Origin of the sequence: Variovorax sp. RCC_210 (assembly GCF_041355175.1) — a bacterium.
GTDB lineage: Bacteria > Pseudomonadota > Gammaproteobacteria > Burkholderiales > Burkholderiaceae_C > Variovorax.
This window is the reverse complement of record NZ_JBFUPJ010000010.1, coordinates 138,579-155,415: the sequence shown is the minus strand read 5'-3', so window position 1 is coordinate 155,415 and position 16,837 is coordinate 138,579. Positions and strand designations below refer to the sequence as shown.

General features: G+C 66.0%; 18 protein-coding genes and 1 tRNA gene. 15 read left to right on the top strand and 4 right to left on the bottom strand.

Annotated elements, in window-relative coordinates; genetic code table 11:
* Positions 1-3 precede the first annotated feature (3 nt).
* From uvrB to AB6807_RS25460, 14 genes are all read left to right on the top strand, one after another.
* Positions 4-2,118 (top strand): excinuclease ABC subunit UvrB, encoded by a 2,115-nt coding sequence (uvrB, locus tag AB6807_RS25525; protein ID WP_116907253.1) that lies wholly within the window; start codon positions 4-6, stop codon positions 2,116-2,118.
* A gap of 248 nt (positions 2,119-2,366) precedes the next feature.
* Positions 2,367-2,903: a Fe-S cluster assembly transcriptional regulator IscR gene (gene iscR / locus AB6807_RS25520; RefSeq protein ID WP_007828186.1), complete on the top strand. Its 537-nt coding sequence runs from the start codon at positions 2,367-2,369 to the stop codon at positions 2,901-2,903.
* 85 nt (positions 2,904-2,988) lie between these two features.
* A complete protein-coding gene (locus AB6807_RS25515; protein ID WP_371086726.1) occupies positions 2,989-4,209 on the top strand; it encodes an IscS subfamily cysteine desulfurase in 1,221 nt (406 codons plus the stop codon).
* Positions 4,210-4,259: 50 nt separating this feature from the next.
* Entirely contained in the window at positions 4,260-4,676 is a 417-nt protein-coding gene (gene iscU / locus AB6807_RS25510; protein WP_116907255.1) for a Fe-S cluster assembly scaffold IscU, read from the top strand.
* 1 nt (position 4,677) lies between these two features.
* Positions 4,678-5,001 (top strand): iron-sulfur cluster assembly protein IscA, encoded by a 324-nt coding sequence (iscA, locus tag AB6807_RS25505; RefSeq protein ID WP_007828190.1) that lies wholly within the window; start codon positions 4,678-4,680, stop codon positions 4,999-5,001.
* 63 nt (positions 5,002-5,064) lie between these two features.
* The gene (gene hscB / locus AB6807_RS25500) at positions 5,065-5,583 is read left to right on the top strand and encodes a Fe-S protein assembly co-chaperone HscB (protein WP_371086725.1); all 519 of its coding nucleotides are present in this window, start codon (positions 5,065-5,067) and stop codon (positions 5,581-5,583) included.
* A gap of 4 nt (positions 5,584-5,587) precedes the next feature.
* Positions 5,588-7,453: a Fe-S protein assembly chaperone HscA gene (hscA, locus tag AB6807_RS25495; protein ID WP_371086724.1), complete on the top strand. Its 1,866-nt coding sequence runs from the start codon at positions 5,588-5,590 to the stop codon at positions 7,451-7,453.
* 9 nt (positions 7,454-7,462) lie between these two features.
* Positions 7,463-7,801 carry an ISC system 2Fe-2S type ferredoxin gene (gene fdx, locus AB6807_RS25490; RefSeq protein WP_013542153.1) on the top strand — a complete coding sequence of 113 codons (339 nt, stop codon included), beginning with the start codon at positions 7,463-7,465 and terminating at the stop codon, positions 7,799-7,801.
* A complete protein-coding gene (gene dnaQ, locus AB6807_RS25485; RefSeq protein WP_371086723.1) occupies positions 7,801-8,523 on the top strand; it encodes a DNA polymerase III subunit epsilon in 723 nt (240 codons plus the stop codon). Before fdx ends, dnaQ begins: the two co-directional genes overlap by 1 nt.
* A 60-nt stretch (positions 8,524-8,583) precedes the next feature.
* Positions 8,584-8,658 (top strand) — tRNA-Val (locus tag AB6807_RS25480).
* Between the two features lie 174 nt (positions 8,659-8,832).
* Entirely contained in the window at positions 8,833-8,955 is a 123-nt protein-coding gene (locus AB6807_RS25475) for a stereocilin (protein ID WP_116907259.1), read from the top strand.
* Positions 8,956-8,991: 36 nt separating this feature from the next.
* Positions 8,992-10,095, top strand: a complete 1,104-nt coding sequence (locus tag AB6807_RS25470) for an NAD(P)/FAD-dependent oxidoreductase (RefSeq protein WP_371086722.1) — start codon at positions 8,992-8,994, stop codon at positions 10,093-10,095.
* A 129-nt stretch (positions 10,096-10,224) separates the two neighbouring features.
* Positions 10,225-10,521: a DUF883 family protein gene (locus AB6807_RS25465; protein WP_007828200.1), complete on the top strand. Its 297-nt coding sequence runs from the start codon at positions 10,225-10,227 to the stop codon at positions 10,519-10,521.
* Between the two features lie 51 nt (positions 10,522-10,572).
* Positions 10,573-11,307, top strand: coding sequence for a phage holin family protein (locus AB6807_RS25460; protein ID WP_371086721.1), 735 nt, complete (start codon positions 10,573-10,575; stop codon positions 11,305-11,307).
* A 19-nt stretch (positions 11,308-11,326) separates the two neighbouring features.
* Here the strand turns inward: AB6807_RS25460 and AB6807_RS25455 are convergent, their stop codons facing one another.
* Positions 11,327-12,406, bottom strand: a complete 1,080-nt coding sequence (locus AB6807_RS25455; RefSeq protein WP_371086720.1) for a quinone-dependent dihydroorotate dehydrogenase — start codon at positions 12,404-12,406, stop codon at positions 11,327-11,329.
* Between the two features lie 40 nt (positions 12,407-12,446).
* On the opposite strand from AB6807_RS25455, the gene rpiA reads away from it, so the two are divergent.
* Positions 12,447-13,166: a ribose-5-phosphate isomerase RpiA gene (gene rpiA, locus AB6807_RS25450; RefSeq protein WP_116907263.1), complete on the top strand. Its 720-nt coding sequence runs from the start codon at positions 12,447-12,449 to the stop codon at positions 13,164-13,166.
* A 52-nt stretch (positions 13,167-13,218) separates the two neighbouring features.
* Here the strand turns inward: rpiA and AB6807_RS25445 are convergent, their stop codons facing one another.
* From AB6807_RS25445 to folD, 3 genes are all read right to left on the bottom strand, one after another.
* Positions 13,219-13,809: a glutaredoxin family protein gene (locus AB6807_RS25445; RefSeq protein WP_371086719.1), complete on the bottom strand. Its 591-nt coding sequence runs from the start codon at positions 13,807-13,809 to the stop codon at positions 13,219-13,221.
* Between the two features lie 90 nt (positions 13,810-13,899).
* Positions 13,900-15,969, bottom strand: coding sequence for a M3 family metallopeptidase (locus AB6807_RS25440; RefSeq protein WP_371086718.1), 2,070 nt, complete (start codon positions 15,967-15,969; stop codon positions 13,900-13,902).
* Positions 15,970-15,974: 5 nt separating this feature from the next.
* Positions 15,975-16,826: a bifunctional methylenetetrahydrofolate dehydrogenase/methenyltetrahydrofolate cyclohydrolase FolD gene (gene folD / locus AB6807_RS25435; protein WP_371086717.1), complete on the bottom strand. Its 852-nt coding sequence runs from the start codon at positions 16,824-16,826 to the stop codon at positions 15,975-15,977.
* Positions 16,827-16,837: the final 11 nt, after the last annotated feature.

Sequence of the window (16,837 nt, the reverse complement as noted above, 5' to 3'; positions counted from 1 at the left end):
GCCATGCCAGAGAACAACGAAGCCATAGCAGACCTGAAGAAACTGGACCCGATCGGTCCGGCGAAACAGGGCGAATTCATCACCTACCCGGGCTCGCCGTTCGAGCTTTTCCAGCCGTATCCGCCGGCCGGCGACCAGCCCAAGGCCATCGAAGGGCTGGTGGAAGGGGTGATCGACGGCGAGGTGTTCCAGACGCTGCTGGGCGTCACGGGTTCGGGCAAGACCTTCACCATGGCCAACGTGATCGCCCGGCTGGGCCGCCCGGCCATCGTGTTCGCGCCCAACAAGACGCTGGCGGCGCAGCTTTACAGCGAGTTCCGCGAGTTCTTTCCGAAGAACGCCGTCGAGTACTTCGTCAGCTACTACGACTACTACCAGCCCGAGGCCTACGTGCCCCAGCGCGACCTGTTCATCGAGAAGGACTCGTCGATCAACGAGCACATCGAGCAGATGCGCCTGTCGGCCACCAAGAGCGTGCTGGAGCGGCGCGACACGGTCATCGTCGCCACGGTGAGCGCCATCTACGGCATCGGCACGCCCGAGGACTACATGGAGATGCGGCTGATTGCCCGCGTGGGCGACAAGGTGGGCCAGCGCGACCTGATCTCCCGGCTCATCCGCATGCAGTACACGCGCAACGAGCAGGACTTTGCGCGCGGCACCTTCCGCGTGCGGGGCGACACCATCGACGTGTTTCCGGCCGAGCACAGCGAGCTGGCGATCCGCTTCGAGCTGTTCGACGACGAGATCGAGTCGCTGCAGCTGTTCGATCCGCTGACCGGGCGCATCCGCCAGAAGGTGCCGCGCTTCACCGTGTACCCGTCGAGCCACTACGTGACGCCGCGCGACAAGGTGCTGGCGGCGGTGGAAACCATCAAGCTGGAGCTGAGCGACCGGCTCAAGGAGCTGGTGGGGGCGGGCAAGCTGGTCGAGGCGCAGCGGCTGGAGCAGCGCACCCGTTTCGACCTTGAAATGCTCGCCGAAATCGGCCATTGCAAGGGCATCGAGAACTACACGCGCCACCTGTCGGGCGCCGCGCCCGGCCAGCCGCCGGCCACGCTGACCGACTACATGCCGAAGGACGCGCTGATGTTCCTCGACGAGAGCCACCAGATGATCGGCCAGCTCGGCGGCATGTACAACGGCGACCGGGCGCGCAAGACCACGCTGGTGGAGTACGGCTTTCGCCTGCCGAGCGCGCTGGACAACCGGCCGCTGAAGCTGGAAGAGTTCGAGACGCGCATGCGCCAGTGCATCTTCGTGTCGGCCACGCCGGCGCAGTACGAGAAGGACCACTCCGGCAACGTGGTCGAGCAGCTGGTGCGGCCCACGGGGTTGATCGACCCCGAGGTCGAGGTGCGCCCGGCCACGCACCAGGTGGACGACGTGCTGGGCGAAATCCGGATTCGCGTCGACAAGAACGAGCGCGTGCTCATCACCACGCTGACCAAGCGCATGGCCGAGCAGCTGACCGACTACCTGGGCGACAACGGCGTGAAGGTGCGCTACCTGCACAGCGACGTCGACACGGTGGAGCGGGTGGAAATCTTGCGCGACCTGCGACTGGGCACCTTCGACGTGCTGGTGGGCATCAATCTGCTGCGCGAGGGGCTGGACATTCCCGAGGTGTCGCTGGTGGCCATCCTCGATGCGGACAAGGAAGGCTTCCTGCGCGCCGAGCGCTCGCTGATCCAGACCATCGGCCGGGCGGCGCGCAACCTGAACGGCAAGGCCATTCTTTATGCCGACCGGATGACCGAGTCGATGAAGAAGGCCATCGGCGAAACCGAGCGCCGCCGCACCCGGCAGATTGCCCACAACGAGGCCAACGGCATCACGCCGCGCAGCATCGTGAAGCAGGTGCGCGACCTGATCGACGGCGTGTACAGCGAGAAGACCGGCAAGGAAATGGCCAAGCTCGACCTGGAGCGCGCCAAGGTCGAGGACATGAGCGAGAAGGACATCGCCCGCGAAATCAAGCGGCTCGAGAAGCAGATGCTCGAGCACGCGCGCAACCTCGAATTCGAGAAGGCAGCCCGTGTGCGGGACCAGCTGGCGCTGCTGCGGGAGCAGGCTTTCGGGGCGTCCGGCGGGGACAACATCGTTGTTTCGCCTTAGCAGGTCCGGCGTTAGGTCAAACGTTCGCTTTCTTCAAGTGACCTGCGCTGGGGTTTACCCCAGCAGACCTCGGGGGCTTCTGTTATACTTGAGCGAAACAGTCAACAACAAAAAAAGAACTTCGCGATGAAGGACCGACTCCTACCAGCTGGTTCACCAGCGTTCGGGGTCGGGCAGGGCGGAGACGAAGTCACCGCGGTCCAGGACCAAGGTGTCATTTCAACGGTAAGCACTTGAAGGAGCTTGCGATGCGTCTCACTACCAAAGGCCGTTTTGCGGTCACAGCAATGATCGACCTGGCGCTGCGTCAGAACACCGGTCCGGTCACGCTGGCGGCAATCAGCCAACGGCAGCAGATTTCTCTGTCGTACCTCGAACAGCTGTTCGGCAAGTTGCGCCGTCACGAGCTGGTCGAGTCGACCCGCGGCCCCGGCGGCGGCTACAGCCTCGGCCGCAAGGCTGCGGACATCACCGTGGCCGACATCATTGTGTCCGTCGATGAACCCATCGACGCCACCCAGTGCGGCGGCAAGGAAAACTGCCTCGGCGAAGCCGGTCGCTGCATGACGCACGAGCTGTGGGCTTCGCTGAATCAGCGCATGGTCGAGTTCCTCGACTCCGTCACGCTGCAGAAGCTGGTCGACGACCAGATCGCCAAGGGCGTGCAGATCGAGAACAAGCCGGTCGTCAAGCGTGCGATCTCGGCCCAGCCGGTCGTCAAGCCGATTCGCGTGAATGCCCCGAATTCGGTGTTTGCGCTAGGCAACGCCTTCGCCAAGTCCTGAGCCCTGTGATTTCCCGGCAGCGCCTTCGGGCGCGGCCACGAGCAGCCCAGATCAAGAACAACCCCCACGCCAGCACGAGCCAGCCATGGACGTAACTCCTCATTTCCCGATCTATCTCGACTACGGCGCGACCACGCCGGTGGACCCCCGTGTGGTCGACGCCATGATTCCCTGGTTGCGCGAGCACTTCGGCAACCCGGCATCGCGCAGCCACGCCTGGGGCTGGGAGGCTGAAGAGGCGGTCGAGAAGGCGCGCGGCCAGGTTGCCGACCTGATCAACGCCGACCCGCGCGAAATCGTCTGGACGTCGGGCGCTACCGAGTCGATCAACCTCGCCTTGAAGGGCGCGGCCCAGTTCTACAAGGGCAAGGGCAAGCACCTGATCACGTTGAAGACCGAGCACAAGGCCGTGCTCGACACCATGCGCGAGCTCGAGCGTCAGGGCTTCGAAGTGACCTACCTCGATGTCGAGGAAAACGGTCTCGTCGACCTGGACAAGTTCAAGGCGGCCATCCGCCCCGACACCATCCTGGCCAGCGTGCTGTTCGTGAACAACGAAATTGGCGTGATCCAGGACGTGGTCGCGCTGGGCAACGCCTGCCGCGAAAAGGGTGTGATCTTCCACGTCGATTCGGCGCAGGCCACCGGCAAGGTCGACATCGACATCACGAAGCTGCCCATCGACCTGATGAGCCTCGCCTCGCACAAGACCTACGGCCCCAAGGGCATCGGCGCGCTGTACGTGCGCCGCAAGCCGCGCATTCGCCTCGAAGCGCAGATGCACGGCGGTGGCCACGAACGCGGCATGCGTTCGGGCACCTTGCCCACGCACCAGATCGTCGGCATGGGCGAGGCCTATCGCATCGCCAAGCTCGAGATGAAGGACGACATCGCCCACGCGCGTCGCCTGCAGCAACGCCTGCTGAACGGCCTGAAAGATGTCGAGCAAGTGTTCATCAACGGCGACCTCGAGCACCGCGTGCCGCACAACCTGAACATGAGCTTCAACTACGTCGAAGGCGAGTCGCTGATCATGGGCATCAAGGGCCTGGCGGTGTCGTCGGGTTCCGCTTGCACCTCGGCCAGCCTGGAACCCAGTTATGTGCTGCGCGCCCTCGGTCGCAGCGACGAGCTGGCGCACAGCAGCCTTCGCATGACCATCGGCCGTTTCACGACCGAAGAAGAAATCGACTACGCCATTTCGACCATCAAGCACAACGTTGCCAAGCTGCGCGAGCTGAGCCCCTTGTGGGAGATGTTCCAGGACGGCGTCGACATCAGCACGATCCAGTGGTCGGCCCACTGACCCCGGCCAGCCCACGGCTCCACGATTGAACAAAGTTTGAGAGGTACACCATGGCATATTCTTCCAAGGTCATCGACCACTACGAAAATCCCCGCAACGTCGGTTCCTTCGAAAAGGGCGACGACTCGGTAGGCACCGGCATGGTCGGCGCGCCGGCCTGCGGCGACGTGATGAAGCTGCAGATCAAGGTCAATCCGGAAACCGGCGTGATCGAAGACGCGCGCTTCAAGACCTACGGTTGCGGCTCGGCCATCGCCTCGTCGTCGCTCGTGACCGAATGGGTCAAGGGCAAGACGCTCGACGAAGCGGCTGCGCTGAAGAACGCGCAAATCGCCGAAGAACTGGCGCTGCCCCCCGTGAAGATCCACTGCTCCATCCTGGCCGAAGACGCGATCAAGGCCGCCGTGAGCGACTACAAGGCCAAGCACGGCGTCAAGACCGAAGCTGCTGCCGAAGCCGTCCACTGACATGGCCGTCACGCTGACCGAAGCCGCTGCGAGACACGTGACCCGCTACCTCGGCAAACGAGGCAAGGGCGTGGGCGTGCGGCTGGGCGTGAAGACCACCGGTTGCTCGGGCCTGGCCTACAAGCTCGAGTACGTGGACGAGTTCACGCCGGAAGACGTGGTGTTCGAAGACCACGGCGTGAAGGTGCTGGTCGACCCGAAGAGCCTGGCCTACATCGACGGCACGCAGCTCGACTTCGTGCGCGAAGGCCTGAACGAAGGCTTCAAGTTCATCAACCCGAACGAACGCGACCGTTGCGGATGCGGCGAGAGTTTTCGCATCTGATGCACCGTCGCTGACCGCGACAACAGCCGCCACCATGTCATGTGCTGGCGGTTTTTTCTTGCCATGAACCTGAACGACACCGACTTTCAACTGTTCGCCGTCCCGGCGACTTTTGCGCAGGACCGCGCCGCGCTCGACGCACGCTGGAAAGAGCTGCAACGCGAAGCCCACCCCGACCGCTTCGCCGCGCAAGGCGCCGCGGCGCAGCGCGTGGCCATGCAGTGGTCGGTGCGCATCAACGAGGCCTACCAGCGGCTGAAGGACCCGGTTCGCCGCGCCAGCTACATCTGCGAACTGCACGACGCGCCGGTCAACGCCGAGAACAACACGGCGATGCCGCCGGAGTTCCTCATGCAGCAGATGGAATGGCGCGAGTCGCTCGACGAGGTCGGTGACCTGCCCGCGCTCGAAAAGCTCCAGCAGGAAGTCGAGGCCGGCCGGGCACGCGCGCTGTCGTCGCTCGACTGGCTGATCGACGAGAAGGGTGACTACCCGGCCGCCGCGCAGCAGGTGAGAGCCCTCATGTTCATTGAGCGCTTCGGACAGGACGTCGAAGCCAAATTCGATCAGTTGGGACAATAGCGGCATGGCTCTTCTTCAGATTTCCGAACCCGGCCAGGCGCCCGACCCGCATCAGCGCCGCATTGCCGTGGGCATCGACCTTGGCACCACGCATTCGCTGGTGGCCTCGGTGCGCAATGGCGTGGCCGAGTGCCTGCCCGACGACCAGGGCCGCGTGCTGCTGCCTTCGGCCGTGCGCTACCTCGAGGGTGACCGCCGCCAGATCGGCTTCGACGCCCTGGCCGCGCGCGCGCAGGACCCGGCGAACACCATCACTTCGGTGAAGCGGCTCATGGGCCGCGGCCTGGCCGACATTGCGAACCGCGACGCCATGTCGTACCGCATCGGCAGCAGCGACGGTGGCATGGTGCAGGTGCACACGCTGGCAGGCGAGAAGTCGCCGGTCGAGATCAGCGCCGAGATCCTGGCCACGCTGCGCTACCGCGCGCAAGACACCTTCGACGACGACGAGCTCTATGGTGCCGTCATCACCGTGCCCGCGTACTTCGACGAGGGCCAGCGCCAGGCGACCAAGGACGCCGCGCAGCTTGCCGGCCTCAACGTGCTGCGCCTGATCAGCGAACCCACGGCCGCGGCCATCGCCTACGGCCTGGACAATGCCAGCGAAGGCGTCTACGCGGTCTACGACCTCGGCGGCGGCACCTTCGACATCTCGATCCTGCGGCTCACGCAGGGCGTGTTCGAGGTGATTGCGACCGGCGGCGACTCGGCGCTGGGCGGTGACGACTACGACCACGCGCTGGCCGACTTCGTGCGCGAGCAAAAGGGCCTGCAGGCCGGCAGCGACGCCGACAAGGCCGCGTTGCTGGTCGCCGCGCGTGCGGCCAAGGAAGCGCTGACCGAAGCAGCATCGACCGTGTTCAGCGCAAACGTCGCGGGTGAACCCGTCAGCTGCGATCTGGCCCGCGAGCAGTTCTATGCCGCCACCAAGCCGCTCACCGACCGCACCATCGCGGCCGTGCGCAAGGCACTGCGCGATGCCAAGCTGAAGCCTGAAGACCTGCAGGGCATCGTGCTCGTCGGCGGCTCGACACGCATGCCGCAGGTGCGCAGTGCGGTGGCCGAGTTCTTCGGTCGCGAACCGCTCGTCAACCTGAATCCCGACGAAGTCGTGGCGCTCGGCGCGGCCATCCAGGCGAACCAGCTGGCCGGCAACAACGGTGCGGGCGAACTGCTGCTGCTCGACGTGATTCCGTTGTCGCTCGGCATCGAGACCATGGGCGGGCTGGTCGAACGCATCGTGCCGCGCAACCAGACCATCCCCACCGCGATGGCGCAGGACTTCACGACCTACAAGGACGGCCAGACCGCGCTGGCGCTGCATGTGGTGCAAGGTGAGCGCGACCTCGTGTCCGACTGCCGCAGCCTCGCGCGCTTCACGCTGCGCGGCATTCCGCCGATGGCGGCCGGTGCCGCGCGCATTCGCGTCACCTTCACCGTCGACGCCGACGGCCTGCTGAGCGTGAGCGCGAAGGAGCAGGGCAGCGGCGTCGAGGCAAGCGTGGCGGTCAAGCCGTCGTACGGCCTGTCGGACGACCAGATCGCGACCATGCTGCAGGAGAGCTTCTCCACCGCGCAGCAAGACATGAAGGCCCGCGCGTTGGTCGAGGCGCGCGTGGACGCCGACCGCATGCTGCTCGCCACGCAGAGCGCGCTCGACGCCGATGGTGACCTGCTGAACGACGAGGAGCGCAGCGTCATCGATGCATCGATGGCGCAACTGCGCGAAGCCGCCAAGGCCAGCAACGAAGCCGCCGCCATCGAGGCCGCCACCAAGAAGCTTGCCGACGACACCGAGGCCTTTGCCGCCCAGCGCATGAACGCGGGCATTGCGCGCGCGCTCGCCGGTCGCAAGGTCGAATCTCTCTAGAACAACAACATGCCCACGATCAAGATCTACCCGCATCCCGAGTACTGCCCGCAGGGCGCCGAAATTACCGCGCCCGCCGGCACCTCGATCTGCGAGGCGCTGCTCGACAACCACATCAACATCGAGCATGCGTGCGAGATGAGCTGCGCCTGCACCACGTGCCACGTCATCGTGCGCGAGGGCTTCAATTCGCTCAACGAAGCGGAAGAGGGCGAGGAAGACCTGCTCGACCGCGCCTGGGGCCTGGAGCCGCAGTCGCGCCTGAGTTGCCAATCGATCCTGGCGCAGGAGAATGTGACCATCGAGATTCCGAAGTACTCGATCAACCACGCCAAGGAAAACCACTGATGTCCAGACTCATCGTTCTCGATACCGAAACCACCGGCCTCTCCGCGGAGAACGGCGATCGCGTCATCGAGCTCGGCTGCGTGGAGCTGTTCAACCGCAAGCTCACCGGCAACGACCTGCACATCTATTTCAACCCCGAGCGCGAGAGCCATGAAGACGCGCTGAAGGTCCACGGGCTGACCACCGACTTTCTGCGCGACAAGCCGAAGTTCGCGACGCTGGGCAACGACATCATCGAGTACCTGCGCGGCGCCGAGTTGATCATTCACAACGCGGCCTTCGACGTCGGCTTTCTCAACAAGGAGTTCGAACGGGCAGGCCTGCCGCCGCTGCGCACCTTCGTCAGCGAAGTGACCGACACGCTGGCCATGGCCAAGCTGGTGTACCCGGGCAAGCGCAATTCGCTGGACGCGCTGTGCGATCGCTTCGGTGTCGACCGTTCGAACCGCACCTTCCACGGCGCCAAGCTCGATGCGCAGTTGCTGGCCGACGTGTACATCAACCTCACGCGCGGACAGGATGCGCTGCTGATCGACGTGGCTTCGAACGAGCCGGCGCAGGGGACGACCATCGTGGCCGTCGACCTGAGCCAGTTCGAGCTGCCGGTGATCGTTGCGGGTGAGCAGGAGCTGGCCGCGCACGAAGCTGTTTTGACGCAACTTGATAAATCTAGTGGTGGTCGCACGCTGTTTCGTCAAAACAGCGAAAAAGCTGTGGCATAATCTGAGGCTTCGCACAACGCGATACGTGTTCAAGACACTGAACTCAAAAGCAGTGTCTCAGGGCGGTTAGCTCAGGGGTAGAGCACAGCATTCACACTGCTGGGGTCGGAGGTTCGAAACCTCCACCGCCCACCAAACAGAAAAAGCGACTTGGACTTCCAAGTCGCTTTTTTCTTGCCCGTCTGGTTTTGAGTTTGCTCATTTCGTCGTGACGGATCTGTCGGCTCTCGCCGACGGCAAATGGCGCCAAGAGATGGCGCACCGGTCGCCGCTGGGGTCTAGAACCGAAGCTGCAAAAGGAGCAAGACCATGGCCACCCATCCCGATCTTCCGACCCCCGTCACACCAGACTTGCCCGTCGAGCCCGACGAGGGCCCGAACACCGCACCCGACGAACCCACCGACCCCGAGCCGCCACCCAGCGTGTCCTGAGTGACTGAGCGCAGCGAGCCGCGCTAAGCTCGCGCGATGGATGAAATCGATTGCGCCGTCATCGGCGCCGGAGTGGTGGGCTTGGCTGTCGCGCGTGCTTTGGCGCTCGCGGGCCGGGAGGTGCTGGTGCTCGAATCGGAAGGTGCCATCGGCACTGGGACAAGTTCGCGCAACAGCGAAGTGATTCACGCGGGCATCTACTACCCGCAAGGTTCGCTCAAGGCGAAGCTCTGCGTCGAGGGCAAGCAACTGCTCTACGCCTACGCGGCGGAGCGCGGCTTGCCGCATCGGCGGTGCGGCAAGCTCATCGTCGCCACGTCGCCGGAACAGGCGGCCCAACTCGAAGTCATTCGAACAAAGGCTGCAGCCAATGGTGTCGATGACCTGGAGTTGTTGACTGCGGAGCAGGCGGTCGCCATGGAGCCGCAATTGCGGTGCGTGGCGGCGCTTCATTCGCCCAGCACGGGCATCGTCGACAGCCACGTGCTCATGCTGAGCCTGCTCGGCGATCTCGAGAATGCGGGCGGCATGCTCGCGTTGAAATCGCCCATCACGCGCGCTGAATGCGGAGGCAACGGGATCGTCTTGATCGCCGAAGACGGCACGGCGCTGCGCTGCCGCAGCGTGGTGAACGCGGCGGGCTTGGGAGCGCCCGCGCTGGCGCGTCGCTTCGAGGGCTTGCCTTCCGCAGCGGTGCCCAAAGAGTACTTCGCCAAGGGCAACTACTTCACCCTGTCGGGACGGGCGCCGTTCAGCCGCCTCGTCTACCCGGTGCCCGAGCCCGGCGGCCTGGGCGTGCACTTGACGATCGACCTAGGCGACCAGGCCAAGTTCGGCCCTGACGTGCAATGGGTCGAATCCGCCAACGACCTCGTCGTGGACCCGGCGCGTGGCGACGGCTTCTACGCCGAGGTGCGCAAGTACTGGCCCGCGCTGCCGGACGGCGCGCTGATTCCAGGCTACGCAGGCATGCGCCCCAAGATTTCCGGCCCGGGCGAGCCGGCGGCTGACTTCATGATCGACGGACCCGCCTCACATGGCGTGCCGGGCCTGGTCAATCTGTTCGGCATCGAGTCGCCAGGGCTCACGAGCAGCCTGGCCATTGCGCGCCACGTCTCGGACCTGCTGGCGCGCGCGTGACGCGTGGCCTCTCAAACTCTGCACTTCGTCGTGCATGAGGGTCTTTTGAGCCTGTAACATGACAGCACGCCATATGCTGGCGTGAAGCCGCCGGCGCGGTGCCGGTGTCATCACGGAGGAAAGATTCCAATGAGTGCATCCCAAAATCTTGAAGCAGCAGCCGAAGACATCGCAAGCGACGTGCGCGGCGTGCTGGCCAGCAAGGACCTGGATTCGGTTCCCCACATCAAGGCGCTGCGCCAGCGCATCGACACCAAGCTGGCCATCGCACGCGAACTCGCGGCCGAGAAAAGCAAGCTGGCCGCCAAGAAGGCCCGCGAAGCGGCCAATTCCGCCAACGCCTACGCCCACGACGAACCGTGGCAGATCGCCGGTGCCGCCCTGGCCGTCGGCGTGCTGGTGGGTCTGCTGCTTGGCCGCCGCTGACCTGAACACACACTGCAGCATCGTTCACCCGAACACCGCGGGAGCCGGCCGATGAGGCTGCTGTCCCTGTTCGGGCTGGATGCCCGCATCCGCCGGTTGCGCATCGCCGCGGCCGAAGGCGCCCTGGCGGCCGAAGACCGGGTGCAGTTGCTGCGCATGGCCTGGGAGGACGAGAAGCAGCGCCTGAAGCTGATGCCCCTGCTCGTGGTGGCCGTGCTGGGGCTGACCACGGTCACGGTGGCCTTGCTGTCCGTGGCGGTGGTGGTTCATTTCTGGGAAACGCCTTACCGCATCACGGCCGCATGGTCCGTGGCGGGCGTGTGGGTGGTGCTGTGGCTGGCGGCTGCCGTCGGCTTGCTGCTCACGCTGCGCAACGCTTCCAACAGCTTCGTGCCGGCACGCGACGAGTTCGGTCGTGACTGGACCTGGGTGCAGGACCAGTTCGGCCTTGGCAAGGATCCGGACCAGGACGACGAGGCGCCGCGTCCGCCGCGCCCCGCCACGCGCGAGGAACTGCTCGCGCGCATGGAGCGACAGCGCCAGCGCATTGCGACCCTGCAAGGCGGCCGCGAGACTCAGCCGGCCAGTGCTGACGGCATGGGTGGTTCGGGCGAGGCCGAAGCGCCTCCGCCCAACGAATCGGCTGGCGCTGCTGCGCTGCGCATGGCCCGCGCCCACCCGGTGGCTGCAGGCGTCGTGGCGGCAGCCGCCGTCGTGGTGATCCGGCCGAAGCGCCTGCTGCGCCTGGCCGCGTTCATTGCGCCCATTCTCTGGCGCATGCGCTGAAGAAAAAGCCGGAAAAGGCTCAGGCCTTGCTGCGATCGCGCAGCAGCGCCTGGGCGGCTTCGCGGACCAACCCCGGTCCGCGGTAGATCAGCCCGGTGTAGACCTGCACCACGTCCGCGCCCGCGGCGATCTTGGCCTTGGCATCGGCCGCGCTCAGGATGCCGCCCACTCCGATGATCGGAAACCCTGCACCCAGCGCCGCGCGCAGCTGAGAAATTACGCGGTTGCTCGACTCGCGCACCGGCGCGCCCGATAGGCCGCCGGCTTCCTCCGCATGGGGCAGGCCCTTCACCGCATCGCGCGCCAGCGTGGTGTTGGTGGCGACCACGCCGTCCATGCCGTGGCGTTTCAGCGTAGCCGCGATGACCGCGACCTGCGCTTCGTCCAGGTCGGGTGCGATTTTCACGAACAGCGGCGAGCGCTTGTTGTGGCGCGCGGCCAGCGCTTCGCGCCGTTCGGCCACCGCGCCGAGCAGCGCGTCGAGCGCTTCGTCGCTCTGCAGCGAGCGCAGGTTGGCGGTGTTGGGGCTGGAGATGTTGATCGTCACGTAGTCGGCATGCGGGTACACGCCGTCGAGGCAGGCGAGGTAGTCGTCCGTCGCGCGTTCGATCGGCGTGGCGGCGTTCTTGCCGATGTTCAGGCCCAGCAGCATCGGCGGCTTCGCGGTGCCGCCGGCCTTGCGAAAACGTGCCTTCTGCACATTGGCCAGGAAGGCGTCGAGCCCGTCGTTGTTGAAGCCGAGGCGGTTGATGAGCGCGTCGCGCTGCGGCAGCCGGAACATGCGCGGCTTCGCGTTGCCGGGCTGGGCCTTCGGCGTGACCGTGCCGACCTCGACGAAGCCGAAGCCCATCGCGGCAAAGGCGTCGATGCAGCGGGCGTTCTTGTCGAGCCCGGCGGCCAGGCCCACGCGGTTGGGAAAGGTCAGACCGGCGAGCTGGACCGGGTCGCTCACGCGCGGTGACGAGTAGGCGCAGGCCAGCGGCGTGTTTTGTGTGCGCGCCAGCCCGTCCAGCGTGATTTCATGGGCGTGCTCGGGGTCGAAACCGAACAGGAACGGGCGGGCGAGGCCGTAGAGCGAGGAGGGCATCAGCAGGGGCATCGGATAATTCTGGACTTCTATGAGCCAAGGATTCTCCGCGATGACCGCATCCGCCTCCCCAACCCCCTCCAACCCACTGTCTCCGCTGTCCCAGGACGAACTCAAGGCCCAGGTCGGCCATGCCGCGCTGGCCTATGTGGTCAAGGGCGAGATCGTCGGCGTGGGCACCGGCTCGACCGTGAACAAGTTCATCGACGCGCTGGCCACCATCAAGGACGAGATCAGGGGCGCCGTCTCCAGCTCGGTGGCCTCCACCGAGCGCCTGCGCGCGCTGGGCATTCCGGTGTTCGACAGCAACGAGGTCGAAGAGCTGGCCGTGTACATCGACGGTGCCGACGAGATCGATCACCGCGGCTTCATGGTGAAAGGCGGCGGCGCCGCGCTCACGCGCGAGAAGATCGTGGCGGCCCAGTCGCGCAAGTTCATCTGCATCGCCGATGCGTCCAAGCTGGTCGAAACGCTGGGCGCCTTTCCGCTGCCGGTCGAGGTGATTCCGATGGCCGCGCGCCGCGTGATGCGGCAGTTTGCCGCGCTGGGCGGCATTGCCCAGGTGCGCGAGAAAGACGGTCTGCCACTGGTGACCGACAACGGCCAGCACATCGTCGACGTGACGGGCCTGCGCATTGCCGAGCCGCTGGCTTTCGAATCCGAGGTGAGCCAGTGGCCTGGCGTGGTGACGGTCGGCGTCTTCGCGCACCAGAAGGCCGACGTGTGCCTGCTGGGTACCTCGGCTGGCGTGAAGACGCTGAAGTTCGACTGAGTGGTCGCCTGAGTGGTTGCCTGAGTTCATGCGGTCGCGGGCGCGGCCGTTTTCAGAACTTGATGCCCGCCGGGTTGCTCGGGCTGGGCTCGCTCGATGGGGCGGGTGGCACGGACTGCGTGGCCGGCGTTGCGGGGGCGCGTGGCGCGGGCGCCGCCTGCTGTGCGACCAGCGGACGCGCAAGCCCGTTGCGGTAGCCAGCGGGCAGGCTGTTGCTCTTCGGATAACCGGCCGCGTCCAAGTACTGCGACCACTCGGCGTCCGAGAAGCCCTTGAGCTGCTGCGAACCGATGGTCAGCAGCGGCACTGAACCCTGGCCGCTCAGACGCTGCAGCGCCTCGATGTCTTCGTTGCTCTTGACGGTGCGTTCGTCGAAGGGAACGCCGCGCGTCACGAGCAGCGTACGGGCGGTGCCGCAGGGCGAGCAGTCTTCACCGGTATAGAGCAGCACGGGGTAGCGCTGGACCACCTGCCGGATCTCGTACGGGAGACCGGCGTTGGCTGGCGAGCTCGGGCCGCCTTGCGCGCCCGAGCCGGGCTCGGTGCTGGCGGTGGGGGCGCGGTCGGAGAAGGTGACCTTGCCGTTCTTGTCCACCTGGCGATAGACCGGCTGCGCCATGGCGCCCGCGGCCGCCAGTGCCATGACCAGGACAGGGGCGAAGCCGCTCAGGCGATGCAGTGAGAATTTGTAAATCGAATGCATCGCCCGAGTATCGCAAGCTTCAGCGCCGCATCAAGCGGGCTGGGCCTGCGCCATGCCCTGGTGTCGCAGCAGCGCATCAAGCTGCGGCTCGCGGCCGCGGAAGGCCTTGAACGAGTCCATCGCGCTGCGGCTGCCGCCGGCTTCCAGGATGGCCTGGCGGTACTTGCGGCCGGTCTCGATGTTCGGCTCGCCGTCGGCGCCCACGGTTTCCTCGAAGGCCGCGTAGGCGTCGGCGCTCAGCACCTCGGCCCACTTGTAGCTGTAGTAGCCGGCCGCGTAGCCGCCCGAGAAGATGTGGCTGAAGGTGTTCGGCGTGCGGCTGAACGGGGGCGACGGCATCACCGCCACTTCGGCGCGCACCTTGCCCAGCAGCGCCATCACGTCGCCCGGCTTCGCGTCGGCCGCGTGGTACTCGGTGTGCAGCAGCATGTCGAACAGCGAGAACTCGATCTGGCGCAGCGTTTGCAGCCCGCTCTGGAAGTTCTTGGCGGCCGTCATCTTGTCGAACAGCGCGCGCGGCAGCGGCTCGCCGGTGTCGACATGGGCGGTCATGTGCTTGAGTACGTCCCACTCCCAGCAGAAGTTTTCCATGAACTGGCTCGGCAGCTCGACCGCGTCCCACTCGACGCCGCTAATGCCGGAGACATCGCGCTCGTTCACCTGCGTGAGCATGTGGTGCAGGCCGTGGCCGAACTCGTGGAAGAGGGTGGTCACGTCGTCGTGCGTGAGCAGCGGCGGCTTGCCGTCGACGCCGCTGGCAAAGTTGCACACCAGTTGCGCGATGGGCGTCTGCAGCACGCCGTTGTCGGGGCGCAGCCAGCGGGCACGCACGTCGTCCATCCAGGCGCCGCCGCGCTTGGCGGCGCGGGCGGAGGGGTCGAGGTAGAACTGGCCGACCTTCTGGACACCCTGAGGTGTCTGGCGCTCGATGCGATAGAACTCGACGCTCGGGTGCCAGGTGGGCGCGCTGTCGCGGCGGATCGCCACTTCGAACAGCGTCTCGACGATCTTGAACAGGCCGGCCATGACCTTGGGCGCGGGGAAGTACTGCTTTACCTCCTGCTCGCTGAAGGCGTAGCGCGCTTCCTTGAGCTTTTCGCCGATGTAGCTCCAGTCCCAGGGCTGCGGGTCGGTGATGCTCAGCTGCTCGGAAGCGAAGACGCGCAGGTCGGCCAGGTCGCGCTCGCCGTAGGGCTTGGCCTTGATGGCCAGGTCGCCCAGGAACTTGACGACCTGCTCGGGCGATTCGGCCATTTTCGGCACGACCGACAGCTCGCCGAAATTGTTGTAGCCCAGCAGCCTGGCTTCTTCTTCGCGCAGCGCGAGGATCTCGGTGATCAGCGCGGTGTTGTCGAAGGCCGTGTCGCCGAATTCGCTGGCGCGCGTGACGTAGGCGCGGTACAGCTTTTCGCGCAGCGCGCTGCTCTTGGCGAACTGCATCACGGGCAGGTAGCAGGGCATCTTCAACGTGAGCTTGTAGCCGTCCTTGCCCTCGGTTTCCGCGGCCGAGCGCGCCGCGCTCACCACGTCCTCGGGCACGCCGTCGAGTTCGCCGAAGGCGGCGTAGTAGGCGAAAGCGTCGGTCGCGTCGAGTGCGTTCTCGCTGAACTTCTGGCTCAGCTCGGCCTGGCGCTCCTGGATGTCGGCGAAGCGCTTCTTGGCGTCGCCTTGCAGTTCGGCGCCGCCCAGCACGAAGTTGCGCACCGCATTGCGATGCGCCTGGCGCTGCTCGGCGTTGAGCGTGGCCACGTCGATGGCCTTGTACTTGGCGTAGAGGCGCTCGTCGGAGCCCAGGCGGGTCCAGAAGGCGGTGACGCGCGGCATCGCTTCGTTGTAGGCGGCGCGCAGCTCGGGCGTGTCCGCCACGGCGTTCAGGTGGCCGACGGCGCCCCAGGCACGGCTGAAGCGTTCGGAGGCCACGTCGAGCACCTTCGAAATGGCATTCCAGTCCGCCGGGAATTCGGGGGCGGTCACGGTCTGCAGCGCGGTTTCCGCATCGGCCAGCAGCGCGTCGACGGCGGGCGCGACGTGCTCGGGCTTGATGCGATCGAACAGCGGGAGGTCGGTGAAGTCGAGGAGGGGGTTGTTCGTCATGGCCATGAAAGTTACTTGGCGGCGCGTTCGGCCGCTTCAAGGGTGTTGGCGAGCAGCATGGCGCGCGTCATGGGGCCGACGCCGCCGGGCACCGGCGTGATCCAGCCGGCCACTTCCTTCACGCCGTCGAAATCGACGTCGCCGGCCAGCTTGCCGTCGTCCTTGCGGTTCATGCCCACGTCGATCACGACCGCGCCGGGCTTCACCATGTCGGCGGTGAGCAGGTTGCGCTTGCCGACGGCGGCGACGATGACGTCGGCCTGGCGCGTGATGGCGCCCAGGTCTTGCGTGGCGCTGTGGCAGATGGTGACGGTGGCGCTCTTGGCCAGCAGCATCATCGCCATCGGCTTGCCGACGATGTTGCTGCGGCCGATGACCACCGCGTGCTTGCCGCGCAGGTCGTAGCCGATCGATTCGAGCATCTTCATGCAGCCGTGCGGGGTGCAGGGCCAGAAGCCGGGGGCGCCGGTCATCAGCGCGCCGGCGCTGGCCACGTGGAAGCCGTCGACGTCTTTCGCGGGCGAGATGGTCTCGATGACCTTCTGGCTGTCCATGTGCTTGGGCAGCGGGAGCTGCACCAGGATGCCGTGCACCTTCGGGTCGTCGTTGAGCGCGCGAATGCGGGCCAGCAGGTCGGCTTCGCTCATGTCCGCGGGGTAGGTCTCAAGCGTGGCCTCCAGGCCGGTCTGGGCGCTGTCGTTGACCTTGTGCTTCGTGTAGACCTGGCTGGCCGGGTCTTCGCCCACGAGGATGATGGAAAGGGCCGGGTTCACGCCCTTGGCCTTGAGCGCGGCGGTGCGGCCGGCGACTTCGGCGCGAATGGTTTTGGCGAGGGCGTTGCCGTCGATCAGTTGGGCGGTCATCGGTTTCGATT

Excerpts from the sequence above, each read along its gene's own strand:
- hscB (WP_371086725.1), top strand. The coding sequence starts at position 5,065 with ATGAACCTGAACGACACCGACTTTCAACTGTTCGCCGTCCCGGCGACT.
- AB6807_RS25455 (WP_371086720.1), bottom strand. The coding sequence starts at position 12,406 with ATGCCCCTGCTGATGCCCTCCTCGCTCTACGGCCTCGCCCGCCCGTTC.
- fdx (WP_013542153.1), top strand. The coding sequence starts at position 7,463 with ATGCCCACGATCAAGATCTACCCGCATCCCGAGTACTGCCCGCAGGGC.
- AB6807_RS25470 (WP_371086722.1), top strand. The coding sequence starts at position 8,992 with ATGGATGAAATCGATTGCGCCGTCATCGGCGCCGGAGTGGTGGGCTTG.
- iscA (WP_007828190.1), top strand. The coding sequence starts at position 4,678 with ATGGCCGTCACGCTGACCGAAGCCGCTGCGAGACACGTGACCCGCTAC.
- rpiA (WP_116907263.1), top strand. The coding sequence starts at position 12,447 with ATGACCGCATCCGCCTCCCCAACCCCCTCCAACCCACTGTCTCCGCTG.
- AB6807_RS25465 (WP_007828200.1), top strand. The coding sequence starts at position 10,225 with ATGAGTGCATCCCAAAATCTTGAAGCAGCAGCCGAAGACATCGCAAGC.
- folD (WP_371086717.1), bottom strand. The coding sequence starts at position 16,826 with ATGACCGCCCAACTGATCGACGGCAACGCCCTCGCCAAAACCATTCGC.
- dnaQ (WP_371086723.1), top strand. The coding sequence starts at position 7,801 with ATGTCCAGACTCATCGTTCTCGATACCGAAACCACCGGCCTCTCCGCG.
- AB6807_RS25440 (WP_371086718.1), bottom strand. The coding sequence starts at position 15,969 with ATGGCCATGACGAACAACCCCCTCCTCGACTTCACCGACCTCCCGCTG.
- uvrB (WP_116907253.1), top strand. The coding sequence starts at position 4 with ATGCCAGAGAACAACGAAGCCATAGCAGACCTGAAGAAACTGGACCCG.
- AB6807_RS25460 (WP_371086721.1), top strand. The coding sequence starts at position 10,573 with ATGAGGCTGCTGTCCCTGTTCGGGCTGGATGCCCGCATCCGCCGGTTG.
- AB6807_RS25445 (WP_371086719.1), bottom strand. The coding sequence starts at position 13,809 with ATGGCACTGGCGGCCGCGGGCGCCATGGCGCAGCCGGTCTATCGCCAG.
- hscA (WP_371086724.1), top strand. The coding sequence starts at position 5,588 with ATGGCTCTTCTTCAGATTTCCGAACCCGGCCAGGCGCCCGACCCGCAT.
- AB6807_RS25475 (WP_116907259.1), top strand. The coding sequence starts at position 8,833 with ATGGCCACCCATCCCGATCTTCCGACCCCCGTCACACCAGACTTGCCC.
- AB6807_RS25515 (WP_371086726.1), top strand. The coding sequence starts at position 2,989 with ATGGACGTAACTCCTCATTTCCCGATCTATCTCGACTACGGCGCGACC.
- iscU (WP_116907255.1), top strand. The coding sequence starts at position 4,260 with ATGGCATATTCTTCCAAGGTCATCGACCACTACGAAAATCCCCGCAAC.
- iscR (WP_007828186.1), top strand. The coding sequence starts at position 2,367 with ATGCGTCTCACTACCAAAGGCCGTTTTGCGGTCACAGCAATGATCGAC.